This window comes from Amycolatopsis sp. NPDC031561, from assembly GCF_055580625.1.
In genome coordinates this window covers 201,744-225,722 of the sequence record NZ_JBVILA010000005.1, presented here as the reverse complement: position 1 = coordinate 225,722, position 23,979 = coordinate 201,744, and the positions used below count along the sequence as shown (strand labels likewise).

General features: G+C 68.4%; 17 protein-coding genes. 10 read left to right on the top strand and 7 right to left on the bottom strand.

Annotated features, from left to right (window positions below):
- Positions 1–68: 68 nt before the first annotated feature.
- The 3 genes from ACZ5IK_RS15085 to ACZ5IK_RS15075 form a co-directional block, all read right to left on the bottom strand.
- Positions 69–2,615 carry a transglycosylase domain-containing protein gene (locus tag ACZ5IK_RS15085; protein ID WP_465488196.1) on the bottom strand — a complete coding sequence of 849 codons (2,547 nt, stop codon included), beginning with the start codon at positions 2,613–2,615 and terminating at the stop codon, positions 69–71.
- 162 nt (positions 2,616–2,777) lie between these two features.
- The gene (locus ACZ5IK_RS15080; RefSeq protein WP_465488328.1) at positions 2,778–5,165 is read right to left on the bottom strand and encodes a transglycosylase domain-containing protein; all 2,388 of its coding nucleotides are present in this window, start codon (positions 5,163–5,165) and stop codon (positions 2,778–2,780) included.
- Between the two features lie 514 nt (positions 5,166–5,679).
- Complete coding sequence (locus ACZ5IK_RS15075; protein WP_101611505.1) at positions 5,680–6,093, bottom strand: DUF5318 domain-containing protein; 414 nt, start codon at positions 6,091–6,093, stop codon at positions 5,680–5,682.
- A 248-nt stretch (positions 6,094–6,341) separates the two neighbouring features.
- Between ACZ5IK_RS15075 and ACZ5IK_RS15070 the strand changes: the two genes are divergently transcribed.
- Both ACZ5IK_RS15070 and ACZ5IK_RS15065 read left to right on the top strand, forming a co-directional pair.
- Positions 6,342–6,887 (top strand): PadR family transcriptional regulator, encoded by a 546-nt coding sequence (locus ACZ5IK_RS15070; protein WP_101611504.1) that lies wholly within the window; start codon positions 6,342–6,344, stop codon positions 6,885–6,887.
- Between the two features lie 62 nt (positions 6,888–6,949).
- Complete coding sequence (locus ACZ5IK_RS15065) at positions 6,950–8,032, top strand: inositol-3-phosphate synthase (RefSeq protein ID WP_101611503.1); 1,083 nt, start codon at positions 6,950–6,952, stop codon at positions 8,030–8,032.
- 98 nt (positions 8,033–8,130) lie between these two features.
- Here the strand turns inward: ACZ5IK_RS15065 and ACZ5IK_RS15060 are convergent, their stop codons facing one another.
- A complete protein-coding gene (locus tag ACZ5IK_RS15060; RefSeq protein ID WP_465488195.1) occupies positions 8,131–8,772 on the bottom strand; it encodes an HAD family hydrolase in 642 nt (213 codons plus the stop codon).
- A 77-nt stretch (positions 8,773–8,849) separates the two neighbouring features.
- Here ACZ5IK_RS15060 and ACZ5IK_RS15055 point away from each other — a divergent pair, with 77 nt between their 5' ends.
- The 8 genes from ACZ5IK_RS15055 (at position 8,850) to ACZ5IK_RS15020 (ending at position 19,845) form a co-directional block, all read left to right on the top strand.
- On the top strand, positions 8,850–9,308 hold the full coding sequence (locus ACZ5IK_RS15055; RefSeq protein ID WP_465488194.1) for a MarR family winged helix-turn-helix transcriptional regulator: 459 nt from the start codon (positions 8,850–8,852) through the stop codon (positions 9,306–9,308).
- Positions 9,298–10,515: an MFS transporter gene (locus ACZ5IK_RS15050; protein WP_465488193.1), complete on the top strand. Its 1,218-nt coding sequence runs from the start codon at positions 9,298–9,300 to the stop codon at positions 10,513–10,515. Before ACZ5IK_RS15055 ends, ACZ5IK_RS15050 begins: the two co-directional genes overlap by 11 nt.
- A 96-nt stretch (positions 10,516–10,611) precedes the next feature.
- Positions 10,612–12,666, top strand: coding sequence for a PhoX family protein (locus tag ACZ5IK_RS15045; RefSeq protein WP_465488192.1), 2,055 nt, complete (start codon positions 10,612–10,614; stop codon positions 12,664–12,666).
- A 178-nt stretch (positions 12,667–12,844) separates the two neighbouring features.
- Complete coding sequence (locus tag ACZ5IK_RS15040; RefSeq protein ID WP_465488191.1) at positions 12,845–14,944, top strand: PhoX family protein; 2,100 nt, start codon at positions 12,845–12,847, stop codon at positions 14,942–14,944.
- A gap of 131 nt (positions 14,945–15,075) precedes the next feature.
- Positions 15,076–16,716: a DUF7850 domain-containing protein gene (locus tag ACZ5IK_RS15035; protein ID WP_465488190.1), complete on the top strand. Its 1,641-nt coding sequence runs from the start codon at positions 15,076–15,078 to the stop codon at positions 16,714–16,716.
- A gap of 32 nt (positions 16,717–16,748) precedes the next feature.
- Positions 16,749–17,366 (top strand): class I SAM-dependent DNA methyltransferase, encoded by a 618-nt coding sequence (locus ACZ5IK_RS15030; protein WP_465488189.1) that lies wholly within the window; start codon positions 16,749–16,751, stop codon positions 17,364–17,366.
- Between the two features lie 53 nt (positions 17,367–17,419).
- Positions 17,420–19,144 (top strand): arabinofuranosyltransferase AftB family protein, encoded by a 1,725-nt coding sequence (locus ACZ5IK_RS15025; RefSeq protein ID WP_465488188.1) that lies wholly within the window; start codon positions 17,420–17,422, stop codon positions 19,142–19,144.
- Positions 19,145–19,158: 14 nt separating this feature from the next.
- Entirely contained in the window at positions 19,159–19,845 is a 687-nt protein-coding gene (locus ACZ5IK_RS15020; RefSeq protein ID WP_465488187.1) for an SDR family oxidoreductase, read from the top strand.
- Positions 19,846–20,151: 306 nt separating this feature from the next.
- Here the strand turns inward: ACZ5IK_RS15020 and ACZ5IK_RS15015 are convergent, their stop codons facing one another.
- Genes ACZ5IK_RS15015 through ACZ5IK_RS15005 form a run of 3 tightly spaced genes read right to left on the bottom strand, consistent with a single transcriptional unit; the run spans position 20,152 to position 23,903 of the window.
- Positions 20,152–21,459 carry an amidohydrolase family protein gene (locus ACZ5IK_RS15015; RefSeq protein WP_465488186.1) on the bottom strand — a complete coding sequence of 436 codons (1,308 nt, stop codon included), beginning with the start codon at positions 21,457–21,459 and terminating at the stop codon, positions 20,152–20,154.
- Between the two features lie 15 nt (positions 21,460–21,474).
- Positions 21,475–22,125 carry a response regulator gene (locus tag ACZ5IK_RS15010; protein WP_465488185.1) on the bottom strand — a complete coding sequence of 217 codons (651 nt, stop codon included), beginning with the start codon at positions 22,123–22,125 and terminating at the stop codon, positions 21,475–21,477.
- Positions 22,122–23,903, bottom strand: coding sequence for a sensor histidine kinase (locus ACZ5IK_RS15005; protein WP_465488184.1), 1,782 nt, complete (start codon positions 23,901–23,903; stop codon positions 22,122–22,124). The genes ACZ5IK_RS15010 and ACZ5IK_RS15005 overlap by 4 nt, the downstream gene beginning before the upstream one ends.
- Between the last annotated feature and the right edge of the window lie 76 nt (positions 23,904–23,979).

The following is a 23,979-nucleotide window of genomic DNA, read 5'->3' as shown; positions in this document are numbered from 1 at the left end:
GACTTCCCCGCATAGGACGTAGCAAAGGGGCCCTTCACCGCATGACATGCGGTGAAGGGCCCCTTCAGCTATCCGTTATCCCCTCTACCGCCACCGCGGCCGGGACCACCACCGTTGCCTTCTTCCCCGTTGTTCTCACTGGAAGAAGGCGGGTTCTTCGAGCTCGACGGCGGGTCCTCTTCGTTCCGCGAGGACGACGGAGCCGTCGACGGGCCCGTCGACGGCGTGCCGGTCTCGTTCGGGTCCTCGTTGTCGCCCGGCGGGGTCTGCGTCGACGGGACGGTGTTGCTGTCGTCCCCGCCGATGATCTTGACCTTGTCGAAGCGCTCCCCCGCCTTGCCGTTCAGGTACAGCGAAAGGAACTTCTGCCAGATCGGCCCGGCGATCGTCGAACCGAAGATCGCCTTGCCGTTCTTGCCCTTCAGCGCCTTGTCGCCGTCGCCGCCGACCCACACCGCGGCCGAGATCGACGGCGTGTAGCCGACCATCCAGGTCTGCGAGTTGGAGTCCTTCGCCGACGCGGGCTCGCCCTGCCGGTAGGTGTGCTGCTGGGTTCCCGTCTTGCCCGCGCACTCGTGACCGTTGGGGCACTTGAGCTTCGAGAACGGGATGACACCCTTGAGCGACTCGGTGACGTTGCCCGCGATCTGCTTGCTCTTGTCGGAGTTGTCGGAGAAAGCGGGCTTCGCCTCCTCCGGAGCCGAGTACGCGGCCTCGTCCTGCGAGTTGGTCACCTTGGCGACGAAATGCCTGGTCCGGCGCTGGCCATCACCCGCGAAGGTCGCGTACCCGGCGGCCATGTCCTCCGGGCTGACGGCCGTCTTGCCACCGCCGAGCGCGATGTTGTTGTCGGCGAACAGTTCGGAGGCGCCATCGGGGGCGGGTTTGATCCCGGCGTCCTTGGCCGCCTGTGCCACCGGCCCGGGCTTGGTCACGTTCACGACCATGTCGTAGAACACCGTGTTCGCGGAGCGCTGCATCGCCTCGGACACCGTGCACTGCGCCGAACACGAGCTGCCGGGACCGGCGTTGCGGATCGTCTGCTTCCCGAACTGCCGGTTGTTGGACCCGTCGAACGTCGAGTTGATGCCGCCCTTGCCCATCTGCATGTACGCGGTGAGGTCGAACGGCTTCATCGACGACCCGGGGTTCTGCGGCGTGTTCGCCCAGTCCCGGCCCTTCTGGTCCTTGCCGTCGGGTCCCTTCACGATGGACGGGCCACCGTAGTACGCCTTCACCCCGCCGGTTTTGGGGTCGATCGCGACGAGAGCGTTGAGCAGGTTCTCGTCGGTCTGGCCCTTCATCCCGTCGGCGATCGCCTGCTCGGCCGCGGCCTGCGCCTTCGGGTCGATGGTCGTGTAGACCTTGTAGCCGCCCGTGTAATAGGAGCTGTCGGTGATGCCGTTCGCGGCCAGTTCTTCCTTGACCTTGTCGCGGATGAACGGGTTGACCACCCCGGCCTGTTCCTTGTCGGCCTGCGGCACCGGCGTCGGGAACTGCAGGTTCGCGCGGTCCGCGGCGGAGAGGAAACCGTTCTGCACCATGCGGTTCAGCGCGACGGTCCAGCGTTCGTTCGCGACCTTGGGGTTCTCCGAACGGCCGGGCTGCTGGATGAGGCCCGCGAGGAGCGCCGCTTCGGAAGCGTTCAGCTCGCCGGCGGGCTTGGCGAAGAACGCCTGCGCGGCCGATTCGATGCCGTACGCGCCGCGCCCGTAGTAGATGATGTTCAGGTACGCCGAGATGATGTCCTTCTTCTCGTACGTCTGGTTCATCTTGAAGGATTTGGCGAGTTCGGTCCATTTACGGGTGAGTGACGATTCGTCGTCCCCGCTGGCGACCTTGATGTACTGCTGGGAGATGGTCGAACCACCGCCCTTGCCCGCGGTCACCTGGTTGTAGACCGCGCGCAGGATGCCGCCGATGTCGAAGCCGGAGTTCGTCTCGAAGGAGGCGTCTTCGGTGGCGATGACGGCCTTCTTGACGATGTCCGGGATCTGCTCCGGCGTCAGGATCTGCCGGTTGCCACCCTTGGGCACGTCCTTGCCCATTTCGGTGTTGTCGGCGTAGTAGTACGTCACCGCTTGGCCCTGCGTCGCCGCGATCGCCTGCGGCGACGGGACGTCGACGGCGAAGTAGGTGATCACGAACGCGATCCCCGGGATGACGACGAACAGGCAGAACAGGGCGAGCAGCACCCGCCGGACCCGTCTCCACCGGCGCTTCTTGCGCTGCGCCGGGGTGAGGATCGGCTTCCCGTTTTCGTCGGTCTCCGGGGGGTACTGCTCGTCTTCGTACGGCTCTTCGTAGCCGCGGTCGGCGTCGTACCGGTGCTCGGTGCCGTTGTGCTCGTGATGCGTAATGAGGTCCGGCTCATGCTGCGGCGCGACCGGCGGTCGCTGCGAACGTCGCTGCTGCTGGGGCGGCGGCTGCTGCTGGGGTGAACCCTGCCGCTGCCATGGTGCCTGCCCCGGCCCCTGCGGTCCGGGACCCTGTTGCTGCCCGTAACCCGGAGGAGGTCCTCCGGCGGGGCGGCGGGGCGGTCCGGCCGGGCGTTGCGGACGACGGGCGGGGTCCGGGTCCTGACCTGGCCATCCGCCGTGGGGATCGTCGTTCACCTTGACGTCCTCCGAACCTTTCGTGGGTGAGCGCGGTCCTGCGGTCGCAGGTCTCCTTCTACCTAAGACGTATCAAATCGGTTCAGGTTCACCGGGGGCGACGAAAAAAGGTGTGCCGGGCAGCCTGCCCGGCACACCTTTTTCCTGCGCTTCGCCCGGTCATCACGGATCTTCGCCGTTCGGGAACAACGGCTCCGAAGTCCCCGGCCCGGGTCTGGTCGGCTTCGTGGGCTTGGTCGGTTTCGTCGGCCAGCCGCCGGTTTCCGACGGCTCTGTCGGCTCGGTGGGAATCGTCGGTGTCGGAGTGGTCGTCGGCGTCTCGGGCGGCGTCGACGTCTGCGGCGGCTTCGAGGCCGTCGTCGGCGGCACGTACCTGGCGTCCTTGCCGATCGGCTTGACGTTGTCGAACTTCTCCGACGGCTTGCCGGTCATGTACCGGGACATGAAGTCTTCCCAGATCGGGCCCGCGATGGTCCGGCCGTAGACCGGCTTGCCGCCCTTGTCGTGCAGCGGCTTGTTGCCGTCGCCGCCGACCCACACCGAGGTCGAGATGGTCGGCGTGTAGCCCACCATCCAGGTCTGCGCGTTGCGGTCGCGATAGCTGGCCGGGTCGCTGTCCTTGAAGTCGTACTGCTGCGTGCCGGTCTTGCCCGCGCAGTCGTGACCCTTCGGGCACTTCAGCTTCGAGTACGGGATGACCTCTTCGAGCGCGTCCGTGACGTTGCCGGCGATCTGCTTGCTCTTGTCGGCGTCGTCACTGAAGGCGGGAGAGCCCTTGGGGGCCGTCTCGTCGAACTCGACCTCGTCCTGGGAGTTGGCCAGCTTGGCGACGAAGTGCTGCTTCTGCCGGACGCCTTCACCGGCGAAGGTGGCGAACCCGGCCGCCATGTCCTCGGCCGTGGTGACCGTGCCACCACCGCCGAGGGCGATGTTGATGTCGGGGCTCAGCTTCGCCTTGCCGCCGTCGGCCTCCACCATCACGCCGGCTTCCTTCGCGGCCTTCGCCACCGGGTCGATCTTCGTCGCGTTGCGGACCATGTCGTAGAACACGGTGTTCGCGGACACCTTCATCGCCTCGGCGACCGTGCACTGCGTGCCGCAGTTGGAGCTCTCGCCCGCGTTCCGGATCGTGCGGCCGTCGAACTTCCGGTTGTTGGAACCGTCGAACGTCTCGCCGAGCCCCTTGCCCATCTTGAGGAACGCTGTCAGGTCGAAGGCCTTGAACGCCGATCCGGGGTTGTGCGGCACGTTCGCCCAGTCGATGGCCTGGACGTCCTGACCCTGCGCGTTCTTCGTCCAGTCGGGGCCACCCCAGTAGGCGACCACACCGCCGGTCTTGGGATCGATCGCGACCAGCGCGTTCAGGATGTTCTCGTCGGTCTGGCCCTTCATCCCCTCGGCGACGGACTCCTCGGCCATCTTCTGCGCCTTGGGGTCGATCGTCGTGGTGATCTTGAAACCGCCCTGGTGCAGCCGGTCCTGGTCGTAGCCGCGGGCCTCGAGCTCGTCGATCACGCGGTTGCGGATGTGCAGGCTCAGCGTCCCGGCGTCGTCGGCCTTCGCCTGAGCCTTCGGGATCGGCTTCGGATACTCGGCGGTGGCGCGCTGACCCGGGTCGAGCCACTTGTTCGCCACCATCTGGTCCATCACGAAGTTCCAGCGCCTCTGCGCGTACGCGTCGTTCTCGGACTTGCTCGGGCCCTGGATCAGGCCGGCGAGCAAGGCGGCCTCGGACGCGCCGAGCTCCTTGGCGGGCTTCTTGAAGTAGGCCTGCGCGGCCGCTTCGATGCCGTTCGCGCCGCGACCGAAGTAGATGGTGTTGAGGTACGCGGTGATGATCTCCTCTTTGGACATCTGGTTGTTCATCTTGAAGGATTTGGCCAGCTCGGTCCATTTACGGGTGAGCGTCGGAGCCTCGTTGGCCGTGGCCTTCTTGATGTACTGCTGGGAGATCGTCGAACCGCCGCCCTGGCCGCCGGTGACGTTGTTGTAGACCGCGCGCAGGATGCCGCCGACGTCGAACCCGGAGTTGGTTTCGAACGACGAGTCCTCGGCCGCGTAAACGGCCTTCTTGACCGCCTCCGGGACGTCGCCCGGCTGAAGCAGGTACCGGCTGCCGCCGCTGGCGGGCGCGATCTTGCCCATCGGGCTGCCGTCGGCGTACGTCAGCGTGATCGGCTGGCTCTGCAGGCTCGCGATGCTTTCCTGCGACGGGACGTCCACCAGGAAGTAGGTGATGACGAACGCGATCGCCGGTACCACGACGAACAGGCCGAACATCGCGTAGAGGACCCGGCGGATGATCCGCCAGCGGCGCTTCTTGCGCTGCTTCGGCGTCAGGACCTTCTTCTTGTCGCCGTCTTCGTCCTCGGCGGGCTCGTCTTCGTACTGATCGTCACCCTCGGCACCGAGGGCCGAGCTTTCGTGACGATCGTCATAGCGATCGTCGTACGGGTCGTAGCCGTACGGGTCTTCGGTGCCGTTGTGCGCGTGGTGCGTGATGAGGTCCGGCTCGCGCTCGTACGGGTCCGGCTCGACCGGGCGGACCATCGCGGTCGCCTGGTCGGCGGGAGCGGGCGGGCGGCGGTTGCCGGGCGGGGGCGGCGGCGGCCGGTGACCGACGGCGCCCTGCTGGGAACGCTGGGGGCGGCCACCGGGCGGCGGGGGTCCCTGCCTGCGCGGGGGCATGCCGTTGGGGCGGCGCGGGGCCGCGGGACGGCGTGGTTCGTCGTCGGACGGCCACTCGGGGCTGCCGCTGCCACCACTGCCACCACTGCCACCACTGTCCCCGCCGGGCCATTGGGGATCGACCGGGCGCGGGGCCGCGGAGCGTGGCGGGGCCGAGCGGGGGGTGCCGTTCGGGGGTGTCCGGCGCTGGGGGCGGCGCGGGGGTTCCTCGCCCGGCCAGCCGGGCTCGTCCTCTTCGCCCGGCCAGTGGGCACGGCGAGGTGCATCAGGCTCCTGGCCTGGCCAGGAGCGGTTGCGGTCGTCGTTCACGAATGGGCCTCCCAGACCGGCGCTTCGGGGGACGCCGCTCTGTGCTCAACTGCGATTTCGGTACCTGTCACTGACCCGCTGTCCTCTGCGACCGGGTCCGTGGCCGGGTGCTTCCCGGGTCTCCTGTTCCGAGGACGTAGGAGCGCACCAGGTGGTTCCAGTGACAGCTCCGGCATACCTCGACCTCGTAGACGGTGAACTCCGCGAAGAGCCCGTCCATCCGCACCAGTTCTTCCGGTGTCTTGGCTGATCCGGCGACGTGCTTGAGCTCCTCGCCGTACACCCAGGACACCAGGGTCAGTTCCTCCCGGTGACAGACCGGGCAGTCCTGCTCACCAGGTCGTCCGTGGAATTTCGCGGCCCGCAGGAGGTACGGGCCCGCGTCGCAGACGTCGTATGTGCCGACCCGTCCGGAGTGGACGCCCTTGAGCAGCGAGCGCCGCTGTAAGGCGTAGTCCACGACCTGCCGCTGGTTTCGCACGCCAACAGAGTACGGGCTCTTGCTGTGTGGTCCACGCCCCGTTCTCGGGGAGACGGACCGTGCACGACCGGACACGCCGACGATTCGATAACTCTCCGGTGAATTTCGTCTGGTTCCGCAGGCACTCGATCGGGGTTAGCTACACCACTCCGATGTATCGGCGCGATATAGTGGGCCGGTAGGTTGACCGAACCGGTCTCGGTGGCCAACGCGACCGGTCGCGGTTTGTTCCCGGAAGGGGGTGCGGTGTGCTGGAGCTCGCGATCTTGGGGCTGTTGCACGAGACCCCCATGCACGGTTACGTGCTGCGCAAACGTTTGCATGAGACGCTCGGGATGTTCCGGACGTTCTCGTACGGCTCGCTGTACCCGACCCTGCGTCGGCTGCTGCGCTCCGGTTACCTCGTCGAGGAGCTCGAAGAGGTGGAAGACCGGGCGTGGGCACGCCGGGGCAAGCGCGTGTACAAGCTCACCGCCGAGGGCAAGGAACGGTTCGCCGAACTGCTCGGTGACGCGGGCCCGCAGACGTGGGACGACGAAGGCTTCGGCGTCCACCTGGCGTTCTTCTCGAGGACACCGGCCGACGTCAGGATGCGAATCCTGGAAGGCCGTCGTCGTCGGGTCGAGGAACGCCGAGAAGGACTTCGGACGGCAATGGCGCGGGCCGAGGAGAAGATCGACCGCTACACCCGTGAGCTGCACCGGCTCGGGCTGGAGTCCAGTGAGCGGGAGGTGCGCTGGCTCAATGAGCTGATCGCGCACGAACAGGCCGAGCAGCGCGGACCGGAGACCTGAGGCGCTCTCCGTGCCCGCTGAGCACTACCTACAACTGTTGGACGAATGAAGGAGAAACCGGCATGGGCGAGAACCGCCGCGTTCGGGTGGCCATCGTGGGCGTCGGCAACTGTGCGGCCTCGCTGGTCCAGGGCGTTCAGTACTACCGCGACGCAGATCCCAGCACCCGCGTGCCCGGTTTGATGCACGTCGTGTTCGGCGAGTACCACGTCCGCGACATCGAGTTCGTGGCCGCGTTCGACGTGGACGCCAAGAAGGTCAGCCGCGATCTGTCCGAGGCGATCTTCGCCAGCGAGAACAACACCATCAAGATCGCCGACGTGCCGCCGCTGGGCGTCACCGTGCAGCGCGGTCACACCTACGACGGGCTCGGCCGGTTCTACCGCGAGACCATCGAGGAGTCCGACGAGACCCCGGTCGACGTCGTCGCCGCGCTGCGCGAGGCCGAGGTCGACGTGCTCGTCTCCTACTTGCCGGTGGGCTCCGAAGAGGCCGACAAGTTCTACGCGCAGGCGTGCATCGACGCCGGTGTGGCGTTCGTCAACGCGCTGCCGGTGTTCATCGCCTCCGACCCCGAGTGGGCGGAGAAGTTCCGCGCGGCCGGTGTCCCGATCGTCGGTGACGACATCAAGTCCCAGGTCGGCGCCACCATCACGCACCGCGTGCTGGCGAAGCTGTTCGAGGACCGCGGCGTCCAGCTCGACCGGACGATGCAGCTCAACGTGGGCGGGAACATGGACTTCCTGAACATGAAGGAGCTCGAGCGGCTCGAGTCGAAGAAGATCTCGAAGACCCAGTCGGTCACCTCGCAGGTCGACCGCGAGCTCGGCAAGGGCAACGTCCACATCGGACCGTCGGACTACGTGCAGTGGCTCGACGACCGCAAGTGGGCCTACGTCCGGCTCGAGGGCCGCGCCTTCGGTGACGTGCCGCTGAACCTGGAGTACAAGCTCGAGGTCTGGGACTCGCCGAACTCGGCGGGCATCATCATCGACGCCGTGCGTGCCGCGAAGATCGCGCTGGACCGCGGCGTCGGCGGCCCGATCCTCTCGGCTTCCTCGTACTTCATGAAGTCGCCGCCGGAGCAGTACGACGACTCCACCGCGCGCGACGAGGTCGAGAAGTTCATCGCCGGCGAGGCGTGACCCTCCCGTAGCGTGTCATGAAAGGGTCTTTCAGGACGAAAAACGTCCTGAAAGACCCTTTCATGACACTTAGGGGAAACCCAGCTCAAAGCCCCGCTTCAGTCCTTCGGCTCCCGAAGCGCTGAGGGCAGGTCCGTGATCGCCGAGATCACCGTCGTCTGCGCCAGCACCGAAGGATCCGGCGGGAAGTGCGGGTTCGGCACCGCGTACACCGTCATCCCCGCCGCCAGCGCCGCGCGCAGCCCGTTCGTCGTGTCCTCCACGGCCGCGCAGTTCTTCGGCTCCACGCCCAGCAGCTCCGCCGCCTTCAGATACACATCAGGCGCCGGCTTTCCCGCGCCGACCTGCTCCGAGGACACCGCCGTCGGCACCGGCAGCCGCGTGATGTCCAGGAACGCCTTGATCAGCAGCGGCGGCGACGAACTCGCGATCGCCACCGGCCAGTGCTTCGCGACCTCGCGCACGACGTCCGGTCCACCCGGGATGATCGGCGGTTTCTCCGCGTACCGCCGCGCCATCCGCTCGATCACCACCTGCGCGACGTCCGCGGGCCGGAGCCGGACGCCGAGGTCGTGCGCCAGGTAGGCGGCCCATTCCGGGGTACTCATCCCCTGCATCGCCCTGGTCGATTCGTCCCGCCAGGTGCCGTGGAACTCGTGGGCGACCGCCCGCCGGACCTCGTCCCACATCTTTTCCGAATCCACCAGGACACCGTCGAGATCGAAGATCACCGCTTCCACACCCCCAAGCCTAGGCGGTGAAGATTTGTGCGGCAGATTACTTAGCCATGCTCAGTAATTTTAGTTAGCATGGCTAAGTGACCACGAAAGCCGCCGATCTCGCTCACCGGCTGCGCCCGCTGGTCTTCCGGCTGTATTACCTCGTCCGCCGGGAGACCCCGCAGGTGCGGCTCACCCTCACCCAGGGTTCGGTGCTGTCGGAGCTGCTGAACGGCGGCCCGCGCCGGATGAGCGCGCTCGCCGAGCTGGAGCGGGTCCGGATGCCGACGATGACCGACGTCGTCCGCCGCCTGGAGCGGCTCGGCCTGGTCAGCCGCCGTCCCGATCCCGCCGACGGCCGCGCCGTGCTCGTCGAGGTCACCGAGGTGGGGCAGCGTTTCCATCGCCAATTGATCGTCGCCAGGGAGGAATTCCTCCGCGAGCGGCTCATCGGACTGGACGAGCCCGACCGCGCCGCGATCGAAGCAGCGCTCCCCGCTTTCACCAGGTTGCTGCACGAAGACAAGAAGGAGGAACTGATCCGCGATGAGCGCTGAGTCCCACTCGAGCCTGTTGGACGCTCTCAAAGGACAGCCCAAACAGGTATGGATCACCGCGTTCGCCGCGGTCATCGCGTTCATGGGCATCGGGCTGGTCGACCCGATCCTGCTGTCGATCGCCGAAGGCCTGCACGCGACGCCGTCCGAAGTGACGCTGCTGTTCTCCAGCTACCTCGGCGTCCAGGCGGTCGCCATGCTGGTGACCGGCGCGATGAGTGCCCGGTTCGGGGCCAAGCGGACCGTGGTCGTCGGGCTGACGCTGGTCGTCGTCGCCACCGCGCTGTGCGCCGCGTCCGGGTCGATCGAGCAGCTCATCGGGCTGCGCGCGATCTGGGGTCTCGGCAACGCCTTCTTCATCGCGACCGCGCTTTCGGTCATCGTCGGCGCCGCGACCGGCGGCCAGGCCGGCGCGATCCTGCTCTACGAAGCCGCGCTCGGCGTCGGCCTCGCGGTCGGACCGCTGCTGGGCGCGCTGCTCGGCAGCATCTCGTGGCGTGGCCCGTTCATCGGCACTTCGCTGCTGATGCTGTGCGGTCTCGTGCTGTGCTCGATCTTCCTGACCAGCGATGCCAAGGTGAAGCGGCCGAAGATCCGCCTGCTCGACCCGTTCCGCGCGCTGAAGCACAGCGGCCTCCTGCGCACCTCGATCGGTTCCGCGCTCTACACCGCCGCGTTCTTCGTGGTACTGGCCTGGTCGCCGTTCGTGCTGGAGTGGAGCGCCGTCGCGGTCGGCCTGATCTTCTGCGGCTGGGGCCTTTCGGTCGCCGTCGCGGGAGTGGTGCTGGCGCCGAAACTCGCCGCGAAGCTCGGTGAGCGGCACGCGACCGTGGTCGCCGTCTTCGGCTACGCCGTCCTGCTGCTGATCATGGCGATCCCGAGCAAGCCCGTGCTGGTCGTCGGCATCATCCTGTCGGGGCTGGTGTCCGGTCTGCTGAACACGCTCTTCACCGGGACGGCCATGTCGATCAGCGACGCCCCGCGTCCGGTCGCGAGTGCCGGGTACAACTTCTGCCGCTGGCTCGGTGGCGCGGTCGCCGCGACCGTCGTCGGTCACCTGGCCGAGTGGTTCGGCGCCAAGCAGGCGCCGTTCGTGATCGCCGCGATCCTGTGCGTCCTCGCCGGCGCCCTGCTGACGATCCGCGAGAAGACCGCGGACCCGCACACGATTCCGGCCGAAGCGGTCCTCGTCGGCGAAGAGATGTAGTTCGAACAAAAGGTGAACACCGGACCAACGAGGGGTTTCCCCCGTTGGTCCGGTGCCTTAGCGTCGACCTCCCGAACTGCAGATGCGGAGGTCCGCGTGAAGTTCCTTCCGTTACTGGCCGGCCACTCACCAAGCCGGGCGTCAGTGACCTGTACCTATCGCTGTGGGGACGCGTGCTTCCACGACGCGCCCAACACCTCGGACAACCCCACCTTCGCCGAAGTGCTCGGGGCGGTGAGCCGCCGCGGCGCACTGAAGGCGACCGCTGTCGTCGCACTGGCCGCCGGCACGCCGCTCGCGCTCGCCGGTCCCGCCTCCGCCGAGCCGTCGGGACACGGCCACGGCAGGCCGAAACCACCACCCGGCACCGACTACGAACGAGTGCAGCCGAACACGCTCGACGCCGTCGTGGTGCCCGAGGGCTATCGGCAGGGCATCGTGATCCGCTGGGGTGACGCGGTCCTGCCGGGCGCGCCGGAATTCGACTTCGACCACCAGACAGCCGCCGCGCAGGCGAAGCAGTTCGGCTACAACTGCGACTTCGCCGCGCTGCTGCCCCTCGATCGCTGGGGACTCTCCTCGCTCCTGGTCACGAACCACGAGTACACCTCGGAAGAGTTCATGTTCCGCGGCTACGACCGGAACAACCCGACCGAAGAACAGGTCAAGATCGCCTGGGCCGCGCACGGGCTGACGGTCGTCCAGGTGTCCCGCGGACGGGACACCGGGCACCTGCGGCCGAAGATGTCGCGCTACAACCGCCGCATCACCCTGCACACGCCGTTCAAGGTCACCGGCCCGGCGGCGGGCAGCGACCTGCTCAAGACCGCCGTCGACCCCACCGGCACGGTGGTGCTCGGCACGATGAACAACTGCGCCGGCGGCGTCACGCCGTGGGGCACGATCCTGTCCGGCGAAGAGAACATCAACCAGTACTTCGGGAACGCCGACACGGTGACCGATCCCGTGAAGCGCAAGCGGCTCGCGCGGTACGGCATCAACGGCACCGCGACCACCCGGAAATGGGAGCGGTTCGACGCGCGCTGGGACATCGCCAGGGAACCGAACGAGGCCAACCGTTTCGGCTGGGTGATCGAGCTGGACCCGAACGATCCGGACAGCACCCCGGTCAAGCACACGCATCTCGGCCGGTTCAAGCACGAGACGGCGAACATCCGCGTCGCGAAGGACGGCCGCGTGGTCGCCTACTCCGGTGACGACGAGCGCTTCGAGTACATCTACAAGTTCATCTCGAAGGGCCGCATGAAGCCGGGCGACAGCGCCCATGCCAAGCGGCACAACATGACCCTGCTCGACGACGGCACGCTGTACGTCGGCCGGTTCACCGGCGACAGCCCCGCCGCCGAGATCGACGGCACCGGAAAACTGCCGAGTGACGGCGAATTCGACGGCAGCGGCGAATGGATCCCGCTCGCCTCCGGCAAGAAGTCCTTTGTGGACGGAATGACCGCCGAAGAGGTGTACGTCTTCACCCGCGAGGCGGCCGACCGGGTGGGCGCCACCAAGATGGACCGCCCGGAGGACATCCAGGCGCATCCGCGCACCGGCCGGATCTACTGCGCGCTGAGCAACAACGTCGATCGTGGCAAGCCGGGCAAGGAGGGCGCCACCGAGCCCAACCCGCGGCTGAACAACAAACACGGTCAGGTGCTGGAGTTCGAGGAACGCCGTAGCGACGCGCTCGCGCTGACATTCAGCTGGCGGCTGTTCCTGGTGTGCGGTGACCCGGCTTCGCCCGACACCTACTTCGCCGGGTTCCCCAAGGATCAGGTTTCGCCGATCTCCAGCCCGGACAACGTGGCCTTCGACAAGCACGGCAACCTGTGGATCTCCACCGACTCGGCCGGCGCGCTGGGCATCAACGACGGCCTGTACTCCGTTCCCCTGGAAGGCCGCAACCGCGGGGAGCTGAAGCTGTTCCTCACCGTGCCCCGCGGCGCGGAAACCTGCGGACCGATCGTCGAAGAGAAGATCGTCACGGTCTGTGTCCAGCATCCGGGTGAAGTGGACGGTGCGAACGCCGACAAACCGGCCTCCCATTGGCCGGACGGCGGCGAAACCCAGCCCCGGCCGTCGGTGGTGGCGGTCTGGAAACCCGGGAGGCACGGCCTGTCCGACATCGGCTCATAGTCGGCAAGCAACGTTCTAGCAGTACTTTTCGTCGATGGCGCGCGGCCCCTCAGGCAGCGCGCCATCGCTCGTTCGCGCGCTGTTCACCTGCCGTCCAGGACTGGATCGTTTTGGTCGCTTACCGTCACGACGTTCCCCCGACTGGACTACGTGAACCCACCGCGAACATGGAGGCCTTGTGTCCTTCGAGCCTCAGCGGCTCCTGCCGTTGATCACCTCCCATCCCGGCGGCCGCTCCGCGGTCACCTGTGAGTACCGCTGCGGCAACGCGTGTGCCCACCCCGAGCCGAACACCTCCGACAACGAGTACTTCGGCGACGTCGTCAAGAGCATGCTGTCCCGTCGTGGCGCACTGAAGGCGAGTGCCGTGATGGCCGCAGCGGCCGGGGGTTTCGCCGCGCTGTCCGGCACCGCCGCCGCCGAAACCCCGGCCGACGTCGCGGCCGCGGGCCACGGCAAGCCGGGCCGCCCCGGCCGTCCGGTGCCCGGCACCGACTTCGAGGCCGTGCCGCCGAACAAGGTCGACGCGGTCACCATTCCCGAGGGCTACGACCAGCGCGTCGTCATCCGCTGGGGCGACGCCGTCGAATTCGGCGCCCCGAAGTTCGACTTCCGCAAGCAGACCGCGGCGGCGCAGGCGAAGCAGTTCGGCTACAACAACGACTTCGTCGGCCTGATCCCGCAGGATCCGCTGGGCATCCGCAACCTGCTGGTGGTGAACCACGAGTACACCACCGAGGTCCACATGTTCCCGGCCGACCAGTACGACCCGGCCAACCCGACCGAGGAACAGGTCAAGATCGCCTGGGCCGCGCACGGCCTCTCGGTCGTGCAGACCTTCCGCGACCCGATCGGCGGGGCGCTCCGCGCGGTGCCGAGCCCGTTCAACCGCCGCATCACGCTGAACACCGCCTTCGAGGTGCGCGGCCCGGCGGCCGGGTCGAAGTACCTCAAGACCTCCGCGGACCCGACCGGCCGCAAGGTCTTCGGCACGCAGAACAACTGCGCCGGCGGCGTGACCCCTTGGGGCACCGTGCTTTCCGGTGAGGAGAACGTCAACCAGTACTTCGCCAACGCCGCGTCGGTCACCGACCCGGTCGCGGCCGCGCGCCTCAAGCGCTACGGCTTCTCCGGCGCCGCGACCACCCGCAAGTGGGAGCGGTTCGACAAGCGCTGGGACCTCGCGCAGGAGCCGAACGAGGCCAACCGCTTCGGCTGGGTCGTCGAAATCGACCCGAACGACCCGAACTCGGCGCCGATCAAGCACACCGCGCTCGGCCGCTTCAAGCACGAGGCCGCGAACATCAAGATCACCAAGGACGGCCGCGTCGCCGTGTACTCCGGTGACGACGAGCGCTTCGAGTACATCTACAAGTTCGTCTCCAAGGGCAAGTACAAGCCGGGCAAGAGCGCGCACGCGCGGCGGCACAACTCCGCGCTGCTCGACGACGGCACCCTGTACGTCGCCCGGTTCACCGGCGACAGCCCCGGCGAGATCGACGGCACCGGAAAGCTCCCCGCGGACGGCGAATTCGACGGCGTCGGCGAGTGGATCCCGCTGGTCTCGGGCAACAAGTCCTTTGTGGACGGTTTCACTGCCGAGGAGGTCTACGTCTTCACGCGGCAGGCCGCGGACAAGGTCCAGCCGACGAAGATGGACCGCCCCGAGGACATCGAGCCGAACCCGGTCAACGGCCGGATCTACGCGGCGCTGACGAACAACAGCGACCGCGGCGCGGCGGGCAAGGCGGGCGTCGACGAGCCGAACCCGCGCGTCAACAACCGCAACGGGCACGTCCTGGAATGGGACGAGGACCGCGGCGACTCGGCCGCCACGAAGTTCAAGTGGCGTCTGCTGCTGGTCTGTGGCGACCCGAAGACGGCCGACACCTACTTCGGCGGCTTCCCGAAGGACCAGGTCAGCCCGATCTCCTGCCCGGACAACGTCGCGTTCGACCGGCACGGGAACCTGTGGATCTCCACCGACGGCAACGCGCTCGGCTCCAACGACGGCCTGTTCTCGGTGCCGGTCGACGGTCCGGAGCGCGGGCACGTCAAGCAGTTCCTGTCGGTCCCGGTCGGCGCGGAGACCTGCGGCCCGGTGGTGACCGACCACCTGGTGCTCGTCGCCGTGCAGCACCCGGGTGAGAACGCGGCCAGTTCCGCGAACCCGACGTCGCACTGGCCGGACGGTGGCACGGCGCAGCCGCGGCCGTCGATCGTGTCGGTGTGGAAGAAGGGCCGCTGGGGCCAGGTCGGCCGCATCGGCGTCAAGTAGGGGGCGGGGTGCCGCCGCCGTGGGAAGACGGCGGCGGCACCGGCGATCACTCTCGGTTCTGCCTGATCGGGGCGATCGTCGACACGGTTCAGCGATTACGGAACCGGGACCGGGTAACTAGCTTCAGCCCTGTGAAAAGGGCACTGGTGTTGATGACGACCGGGACACTCCTGCTGAGTGCGGGCGCTTTTCCCGCGCTGGCGCAGGCTCCGGCCGTCCCGTCCGGCTGCACCGGCGGCGCCGCGCCGAACCCGAGCGTGGAGCAGGGCAGCCCGCCCGCCGGGTACACGTTCAACCCGGCCGCCCCGGTGCCGACAGGGACACCGAAGAGCAAACAGCCCCGGCTGTCGACGATGGGCGGCTACCAGCAGGACGGCGGCAAGTACGCCCTGATCTCGACGCCGGACAAGATGGTCAGCACCGCCTACGCGGCGATGAAGTTCGTGCCCGGCGCCGTCTACACGCTGACCGACTGGACCGGCACGAACGACGACAACCTCCGCCGCGCGGACGCCGTCCGGGAAACGGGACTGCGGTTCTACAACGCGTCGAACAAGGTCGTCCTGGAGAACAAACTCAAGGTCACGCACGCCGTCGAGACCGACGGCAAACTGGCGAGGCAGGACTTCCCGCCGTCGACCGCCCCGCCGTCGGCCAGCTCGGTGAAGTTCTTCGCCGCCACCGACCACAACTGGGTCATGTGGGACTGCGTGCACCTGCAGGTCGCCTCGTTCGCGGCGAAGGCGGAGGTGCGTGATCCGGCGAGTGGCGCCTGGGGCGCCACGGCCACCCTCGAAGCGGGCACCACCGCGAACTACCGGTTCACGGTGACCAACGACGGCACCACGACGCTCACCGACATCAAGGTCGACGACCCGTCCTGCGACGTGAAGCCCGCCCCGATCGCGAGCCTCGACGGCGGCAAGTCCGCGACCGTCACCTGCGACCACAAGAACGTCACCGAAGCGGACAACGGCCGCGTCAACACCGTGACCGTCTCCAGCGGCAAGCTGCCGAAGAAGACCGCGACCACGACCATCAAGGTCACCCCGCCGCCCGCGATCGACGAGATCGGCGAGTTCGTCTGGAACGACGTCGACCGGAACGGCCTGCAGGATCCCGCGGAGCCGGGTGTCCCGGGCGTGAAGGTGACGTTGAAGGACGCGTCGGGCACCGCGCTCGGCACGCTCACCACGGACGCCGCCGGCAAGTACCGCTTCACCAAGCTGAAGGACGGCATTTACCAGGTCTGCTTCGACATCAGCGCGCTTCCGCCCGAGTTCGCGGGCTACACGTACACGGCGAAGGACGCGGGCGACGACGCGAAGGATTCGGACGCCGATCCGGCGAACGGCTGCACCGCGACCACCACGGTCGGCCCCCGCAAACGCCTGGACCTGACGCTCGCCGCCGGACTCACCGCGCCGATGAGCAAACTGGGCGACTTCGTCTGGCTGGACAAGGACAAGGACGGCCTGCAGACCCGCGACGAACTCGGCGTCCCGGACGTGAAGGTGACGCTGAAGGACGCTTCCGCGAAGGAGGTCGGCTCGACCGTGACCGGGCCGGACGGGCGGTACGTCTTCGAACGCTTGCTTCCGGGCTCGTACCAGGTCTGTTTCGACGCCGGGGCCCGGCAGCTGACCCGGTCCGGCGCGGCGCAGCTCAACGGCACCGACTCGGCGGCGGATCCCGCGACCGGGTGCACCCCGGTGACCAAGCTGGGGGCGCCGGAGGACCTGACCAGGGATGCCGGGCTGATCGAGCCCTGAACTGTCGGTGGGTGCCGCTAACGTCGCCCACCGTGACCACTCACCTCGATGCCACCCGCGAGTCCTACGACACCGTCGCCGAGGACTACGCGGTGCGGGTCGGACAGCTTTTCGACCAGGAGCCGATCGGCCGCGCCATGCTCGCCGCGTTCGCCGAGCAGGTGCGCCGCCCGGTCGCCGACGTCGGCTGCGGCCCTGGCCACGTCACCGCTCACCTGACGTCACTCGGCCTCGACGTCACCGGTGTCGACTTGTCGCCGAAAATGATCGAAATCGCCCGCCGTAAGTACCCTGACCTGCGGTTCTCCGTGGGCTCGATGACCGCTCTCGACATCCCGGACGGCGAACTGGGCGGCCTCGTCGCCTGGTGGTCGATCTTCCATCTGCCGCCCGAGGTGCTCCCGGCGGTGTTCGCGGAGTTCCGCCGCACGCTCGTGACCGGTGGTCGCCTGCTGGTCGGATTCCACGTCGGCGACGAGCGGCTGAGCCCGGAAACGGCGTACGGCCACCCGGTCACCTACGACGCGTACCTGCTGGAGCCGGGCAGGGTCGCCGAGCTGCTGGGCCAGGCCGGTTTCGAGGTCACCGCGCGGCTGACCATGGAAGGGAGGAAGCTGCCACAGTCCTGCTTGTCCGCCCGGGCGGTTTGACTCGCGGCCCGCGGACCTGATCTCCTGCGCACGAAACCGAGCCGGGCGGGGCCATGACGCAGACGAGCACGACCACGGGCGAGAACACGCCCGACTGGCCTTCGCGTACCTGGTTCCGGCGCCCGTCGACCTGGACCTGGTTCGGCTTCGGCCTGGTGCTGATGGTCTACGCCGACCTCGCCTGGCGTCGCCGCTGGATGAGCGACGACGGGCTGATCGTGCTGCGGACGGTCCGTCAGATCCTCGCGGGCAACGGGCCGGTGTTCAACATCGACGAGCGGGTCGAGACCAACACCAGTCCTTTGTGGACGGCGATCCTGAGTGTGCTCGGCCTGATCCCGGGAGTTCCGCTGGAGTGGATCTCCGTGGTCACCGGGCTGGTCTTCTCGGTCGCCGGGCTGTTCTTCGGCCTGGACGGCGCCCGGCGGCTCTACCAGCCGCTGGCGTTCCACGGACTCGCGCCCGCCGGGGCGCTGGTGGTCTGCGCGCTGCCGCCGTTCCGCGACTTCGCGACGTCCGGGCTGGAAACCGGCCTGATCACCCTGTGGCTGGGCGGCACCTGGTGGCTGCTCGTCCGCCGTCTGTCCACAATGGATGAACTACGCACCTGGCCGGTCGCGCTCGTCGCCGGGCTGGGGCCCTTGGTCCGGCCGGATCTCGCGATCTTCAGCGGTGTCGCCTTGGTGGCGCTCGTCGTGCTTCTGCGGCCGGGACTTCGCCCCGCGCTGGTCCTGTTGGCCGTGGCGGGCGCGCTTCCGTTGGCGTATCAGGTGTTCCGGATGGGCTACTACGGCTTGCTGACGCCGAACACCGCGTTGGTCAAGGAGGCGTCGGAGGCGAACTGGGGTCGAGGTTGGGCGTACCTCGCCGATCTCTTCCAGCCGTACTGGCTTTTACTCCCGGTCCTCCTGCTCGCCGCCGCGTTCCTCACCATGAAGTCCACTATGGACAGAACCTTCGCGGTGCTGACGGCGGTGCCGCTCGTCGGCGCGGTGCTGCTTTCGCTGTACGTGATCAGGGTCGGCGGCGATTTCATGCACGGGCGCATGCTGCTTCCGGCGCTGTTCTGCCTGCTGCTGCCGGTGCTGGCGCTGCCGATGACCAGGGTGACCACCGCGTTTCTACTGGCCGTCGGGATCTGGGCGTTCGTGGCCGCCGGGTCGCTTCGCCCGCCGTACTCGGCCGAGCCGCGTGCCGTCGGCGTCACCGACGAGCGGTCGTACTGGTCGCGGGCGACCGGGCACGAACATCCGATCCTGGCCGAGGACTACGCCGACCACCCGTCGATGCCGTCGGTACTGAGCGCCGTCCGCGGCGTGGAAGGCCCGGCGGTACTGATCCAGGACTACGCGACCAGGCGCTGGTACGCGTATCCGACGGACCGGCCGTACGTGACGGTCGCCGCGGACAGCATCGGCGCCCTCGGTCAGCTGATCCCGCTCGACACGCGGCTGCGCGACGGCTACGGCCTCGCCAACCCGTTCGCCGCGCACTCGACGTCGCTCCCCGACGGCCGGACCGGGCACCGGAAATGGCTGCCCCCGGTGTGGGAACTGGCGAATTCGGCGCGGCTCCCGATCGCCGAGGGCGGCCCGGTCCGCGCCAAGGACGTCGCCGCCGCGCGGGTGGCGCTCAGCTGCCCGGAGCTCGTGGCGATCGACGTGTCGGTGCGGGATCCGCTGACGGCGGGCCGGTTCGCGGACAACCTCATCGGCTCGTTCACGCGCGGCTCCGTGCGGTTCCCCCGGGTGGCGTCGCCGCCGGTCGCCTGCGGGTGACTAGCGTGACGGGCATGGCTGATCTTCCCCTCGCCCTCGTCACCGGTGCCACCCGCGGAATCGGCGCCGCCGTCGCCCGCGCGCTCGCCCCCACCCACCGGCTGCTGCTCGGCGGCCGCGACGCCGACGCGCTCGGGGAACTGGCGGGCACGCTGCCCGACGCGAGGCCGTGGCCGGTCGACCTGACCGACGCCGAGGCAGTGGAGACGGCGGCCGCCGAGTTCGGCGAACTGGACGTGCTGGTGCACTCGGCGGGCGTCGCGCGCCTCGGCACGGTCGAGACGGCCACCGACGCCGACTGGCGGGCGAACTTCGAGGTCAACGTGCTCGCGGTCGTCACGCTGACCAGGCAGCTCCTGCCCGCGCTGCGTGCCTCGAAGGGGCACGTCGTCGTGATCAACTCGGGCGCCGGGCAGAACGCGCGTCCGGGCTGGGGCCCGTACGCGGCGAGCAAGTTCGCCGTCCGTGCCTTCGCCGACGCGCTGCGGGACGAAGAAACCGCGCTGCGGGTGACGTCGATCTACCCCGGCCGCACGGACACCGAGATGCAGCAGGCGATCATCGCCGACGAAGGACGCTCGTACGAGCCGGAACGCTTCCTGCGCCCCGAATCCGTCGGGGCCGCCGTCCTCGCCGCGGTCTCCGCCACCGGCGACGCCCACCCGACCGACGTGATCCTCCGGCCCCGGGGCCTGGTCTAGCCGCTGCACTGCTTTCCGCGGCCCGCTGTTCCCAATGTCGCATTTGAGTCGCTGAGCGTCCCAAATCCGGCATTGGCTCACGCACGTCCTGAAGGCCACCTTTGAGACGCTCAACGTCCCAAAGGTGGCCTTCAAGACACCCGCGACCTCCCTGAAAGCACCCTCGCGACGCCAGTTGTCCACACCGCCTCACCGTTGTGGACAACCCAGCCTCACCAGGCACTTTCCCCCGGTCCCGCCTCCAGGGTCCCGATAGACTGGCCTCGGGGCCGCCCCCTGGGACGGGTGGGGGGCTGCGTAGGTGAGTTAAGAGCGCAGGCGTGCTGAGACTTCGGCTACTTCGGCTTGCACCTTGGCGCGGTCCACCCGCAGGGATTCGCCGTCGCCGACGACCTGCTCGCCCGCCACCCACACGTCGCGCACGCGGCGCGAGCCCGCGGCCCACACCAGGTTCGAGAGCAGTTGCTCGTCCGGGACGTCGAGGCCCGCCGCGAAGGCAGGGTCGTCGAGGTCGACGTGCACCATGTCCGCCCACCGGCCGCTTTCCAGCGCGCCGATGTCGTTCCGGCCCAGCGCGTCCGCGCTGCCGCGGGTGCCGAGCAGGAAAGCGTCGGCCGCGGTCAGCACGGTCGATTCACCGGTCGCGAGCCGCGCGAACATCGCCGAGAGCTGCAGCTCCTCCCACAGGTCGATGTCGTCGTTCGACGCCGGGCCGTCCGTGCCCAGCCCGACGGCGACACCGGCCTTCCGAAGCTCCGTGACCCGCGCGATGCCCGAAGCGAGCTTCGCGTTCGAACCGGGGCAGTGCGCCATCCCGACCCCGCGCGCGGCGAACAGCGCGATGTCCTCGTCCGACAGGTGGATGGCGTGCGCGGCCAGCGTCCGGCCCCGCAGCATCCCGATCTTCTCCAGCAGCGCGGGCACCGAGCCGTGCTCTTCACGCTGCTTGACGTCCTCGAGCGCCGCCTCGGCCACGTGGATCTGCACCAGCGCACCGCGTTCCGCCGCCGATTCCGCGGTCGCGCGCAGCGCTTCTTCGTTCAGCATGTACGCCGAGTGCGGCCCGTAGCCGACCTCGATCCGCTCGCCGGGGCCGAACCGCAGGCCGTCGGTGTCGATCCAGCGTTCGATGCCCTTCAGCATCGCGCGCCAGTCCATCCCCGGCAGCTCCATGATCGGCGGGCCCAGCACCAGCCGGCCACCGGTGGTGAGCACCGCGTCGGCGAGCTGCTCGCCTTCGAAGTACATCTCCGCGCTGGTCGTGACACCGTGCCGCAGCATCTCGACCGAGCCCAGCATCATGCCGGTGCGGATGTCGGCCGGCTTCAGCTTCGCCTCGGCGGGCCAGATGATTTCGGTCAGCCACCGCAGCAGCGGCAGGTCGCCGCCCATCCCGCGCAGCAGCGTCATCGGGCTGTGCGCGTGCGCGTTGACCAGACCGGGCAGGAGGAGACCGCTCAACCGGGTCACGGGAGCGGACGTTTCGGGAGCCCCGGATACCGGGCCGACATGGGTGATCCGCCCCGCCTCGTCCACGTCGACCACGGCGTCACGCAGCAACGAGCAGGCGGGGTCGGCGGGCAGAACGACAGGTGCGTGGAAACGGCGTTGCATGACCAGAGCCTACTTTCAGTCCACTACACCGCTCCTCCACGCCCAGGCAGCGATCTCCACCCGGTTCCGCGCACCCACCTTGCCCTGCACTGACGCCAGATGCGTCTTCACCGTCGAAAGCGACAGGAACAGCTCGGCCCCGATCTCGGTGTTCGTCAGCCCCTTCGCGGCCGCCTTGACCACATCCAGCTCCCGCGCGGTCAGTGGCTCCGAAGGCGGACTGACGTCGCGTTTCACCGTCCCGCCGTCGAAATGCTTCAGCAGCCGGACGGTGATCTGCGGCGACACCAGCGCGTCCCCGCGCGCGGCCGCGCGCACCGCCTCGATCAGCAACGCGGGCCCGGCGTCCTTCAGCAAGAACCCGCTCGCGCCGTTCCGCAGCGCGGTGTGCACGTACTCGTCGAGGTCGAAGGTCGTGACCACCACCACCTTCAGCGGATCGGCGACGTCCGGCCCGGCCAGCTGCTTGGTGACCTCGAGCCCGTCGATCCCAGGCATGCGGATGTCCAGCAGGCAGACGTCCGGGCGCAGTTCACGCGCCTTCGCCACCGCCGAGACACCGTCCGCCACGTCGGCGACCACCTCGATGTCGTCGTGGCTGTCCAGGATCATCCGGAAGCCGATCCGCACCATGTCCTGGTCGTCGGCGATCAATACCCGGATCACTCTTCTCCTTCAAGTGGTAGCCACGCTTCGACGCGCCATCCGCCGCCCGGCGCCCGTCCGGCGGAGAGCCGGCCGTGCAGCAGGGCGACACGTTCGCGCATCCCGATCAGACCGTAGCCGCCCGACCCGCCCGCCGGACGGCGCTCCGGCTCGCGTCCGTCATCGGTCACCTGGAGGTGCAGTTCGTTCCCGGTCACCTCGGCGATCACCAGCGTCTCCTTCGCACCGGACGCGTGCTTGCCGACGTTCGTCAGCGACTCCTGCACCAGCCGCAACGCCGACCGCCCGACCTCGTGCGGCACGTTCGGCGGCAGTTCGAGCTTCATCGACGTCTTCACGCCGTGATTCGCCCGTTCGATCAGCGTCCGCAGGTCGGCGGCGAGATCGGTGGTGGCCTGTTCGCTGAACTCGCTGCTCCCGGCCGGGGCGTCCCCGCGCATACTCCGGACGAGACGTCGCATCGCCGCGAGCGCCTCCACCCCGGCGTCCTCGATCCGGCCCATCGCCTCGACCGCGACCTGCGGGTTCTTCTCGCCCATCATCTTCGCCGCCTGTGCCTGTACGACGATCCCGGTGACGTGGTGCGCGACGACGTCGTGCAGTTCGCGCGCCAGCGCCATCCGCTCCGACGTCTGCGCGTCGCTGATCGCCGACTGGATGACCTGCGTGCGCTCCGAGTCCCGCGAACGCAGCGCCAGGCCGATGGCCACCGAGATGCCGAGCAGCAGTAGCGCGGCGACCCCGTACCCGGCGATGTCGTCCGGGTCCGTCATCAGCCTGGAAGTCGGCCGTTTGGTGTTCAGGATCGAGGAAAACGCGACGACCGTGGTCAACACCGCGAGCCGTGGCATGGCCTTGGCCAGCCCGACCGTGCGGACCAGCGTGACGACCACTCCCATCCCCGCGACGATCTGTGTCCCCGGCACCCCGCCGGGCAGCGGGTAGTGGTAGCCGAGCCGGAGGAACGGTGTGACCAGCGTGGAAAGCAGCATGAGGGCGGCGAGCGCGACTATCGCGTCGGCCGGTCGCCGTGGCGCGGCGACCGCGATGATCGCGGCGATGATCGAGCAGACCAGGATGGGCAGGCCGTGCGCCCCGCTGGTGTAGGTGAAGTTGAATTCCAGGATCAGCGCGATGCCCAGCATGCCGATGAGCGGCCACTGGCCCATCACCAGCTTGTTGAGTTTCTGCAGCTTCTCGTGGCTTTTCGGATTGGCCATGCGGTCGCGCCCGGGAATCGCGAAGACCAGCGTGCCGCCCAGCAGGATGCCGCCGAACAGCATCGCCTGCGCCATGGTGCCGCCCGAGCCGCTGTTGTAGTTGTAGCTGTACCGGCCGGACACCGCGGTCAAGGTGGCCAGCACCAGCCCGGAGATCACGGCGAACGCCACACCGGGCCGCGTCCGGCGAGCCGCGTAGAACAGGATCTCCACGCCCGCCACCACCTCGGTGATGGACAGGTGGGTGAGCACGCTCGAGTAGGTCGGGACGTTGAAATACCGGACGAACAGCGTGCAGGCCACCAGCACGACCGAAGCCGCGACGGCGGCCACCGCGGCTCGTTTCTGCGCCCAGAGCGCGCAGAGCACCATCCCGAAGATGCCGGGGAACAGCAGCAGGTCGATGCCGCTAGGGCCCGTGTCGTCGACCGCGGCGTCGGTGATGAAGAGCAGGTCGAACGCGAACGCGGCCAGCAGCACGACGGTCGGCATGCCGAGACGACGCACGAGTGAACTCACGCGTGCGTAGAACTTGTTCTGGGAAGGACCTGCTGTCACACCGTGACGGTAGAGGATCCGCCGCCGTCCGCACCTTGGCCGACCGGCCTGACCCGGGTCGGCCGATCGGCCGATG

What these genes read in the sequence shown, in the direction of transcription:
- ACZ5IK_RS15080 (WP_465488328.1), bottom strand. Translation starts at nt 5,165, where the DNA reads ATGGTCCGCCCGGTCGAGCCGGACCCGTACGAGCGCGAGCCGGACCTC.
- ACZ5IK_RS15065 (WP_101611503.1), top strand. Translation starts at nt 6,950, where the DNA reads ATGGGCGAGAACCGCCGCGTTCGGGTGGCCATCGTGGGCGTCGGCAAC.
- ACZ5IK_RS15050 (WP_465488193.1), top strand. Translation starts at nt 9,298, where the DNA reads ATGAGCGCTGAGTCCCACTCGAGCCTGTTGGACGCTCTCAAAGGACAG.
- ACZ5IK_RS15025 (WP_465488188.1), top strand. Translation starts at nt 17,420, where the DNA reads ATGACGCAGACGAGCACGACCACGGGCGAGAACACGCCCGACTGGCCT.
- ACZ5IK_RS15020 (WP_465488187.1), top strand. Translation starts at nt 19,159, where the DNA reads ATGGCTGATCTTCCCCTCGCCCTCGTCACCGGTGCCACCCGCGGAATC.
- ACZ5IK_RS15015 (WP_465488186.1), bottom strand. Translation starts at nt 21,459, where the DNA reads ATGCAACGCCGTTTCCACGCACCTGTCGTTCTGCCCGCCGACCCCGCC.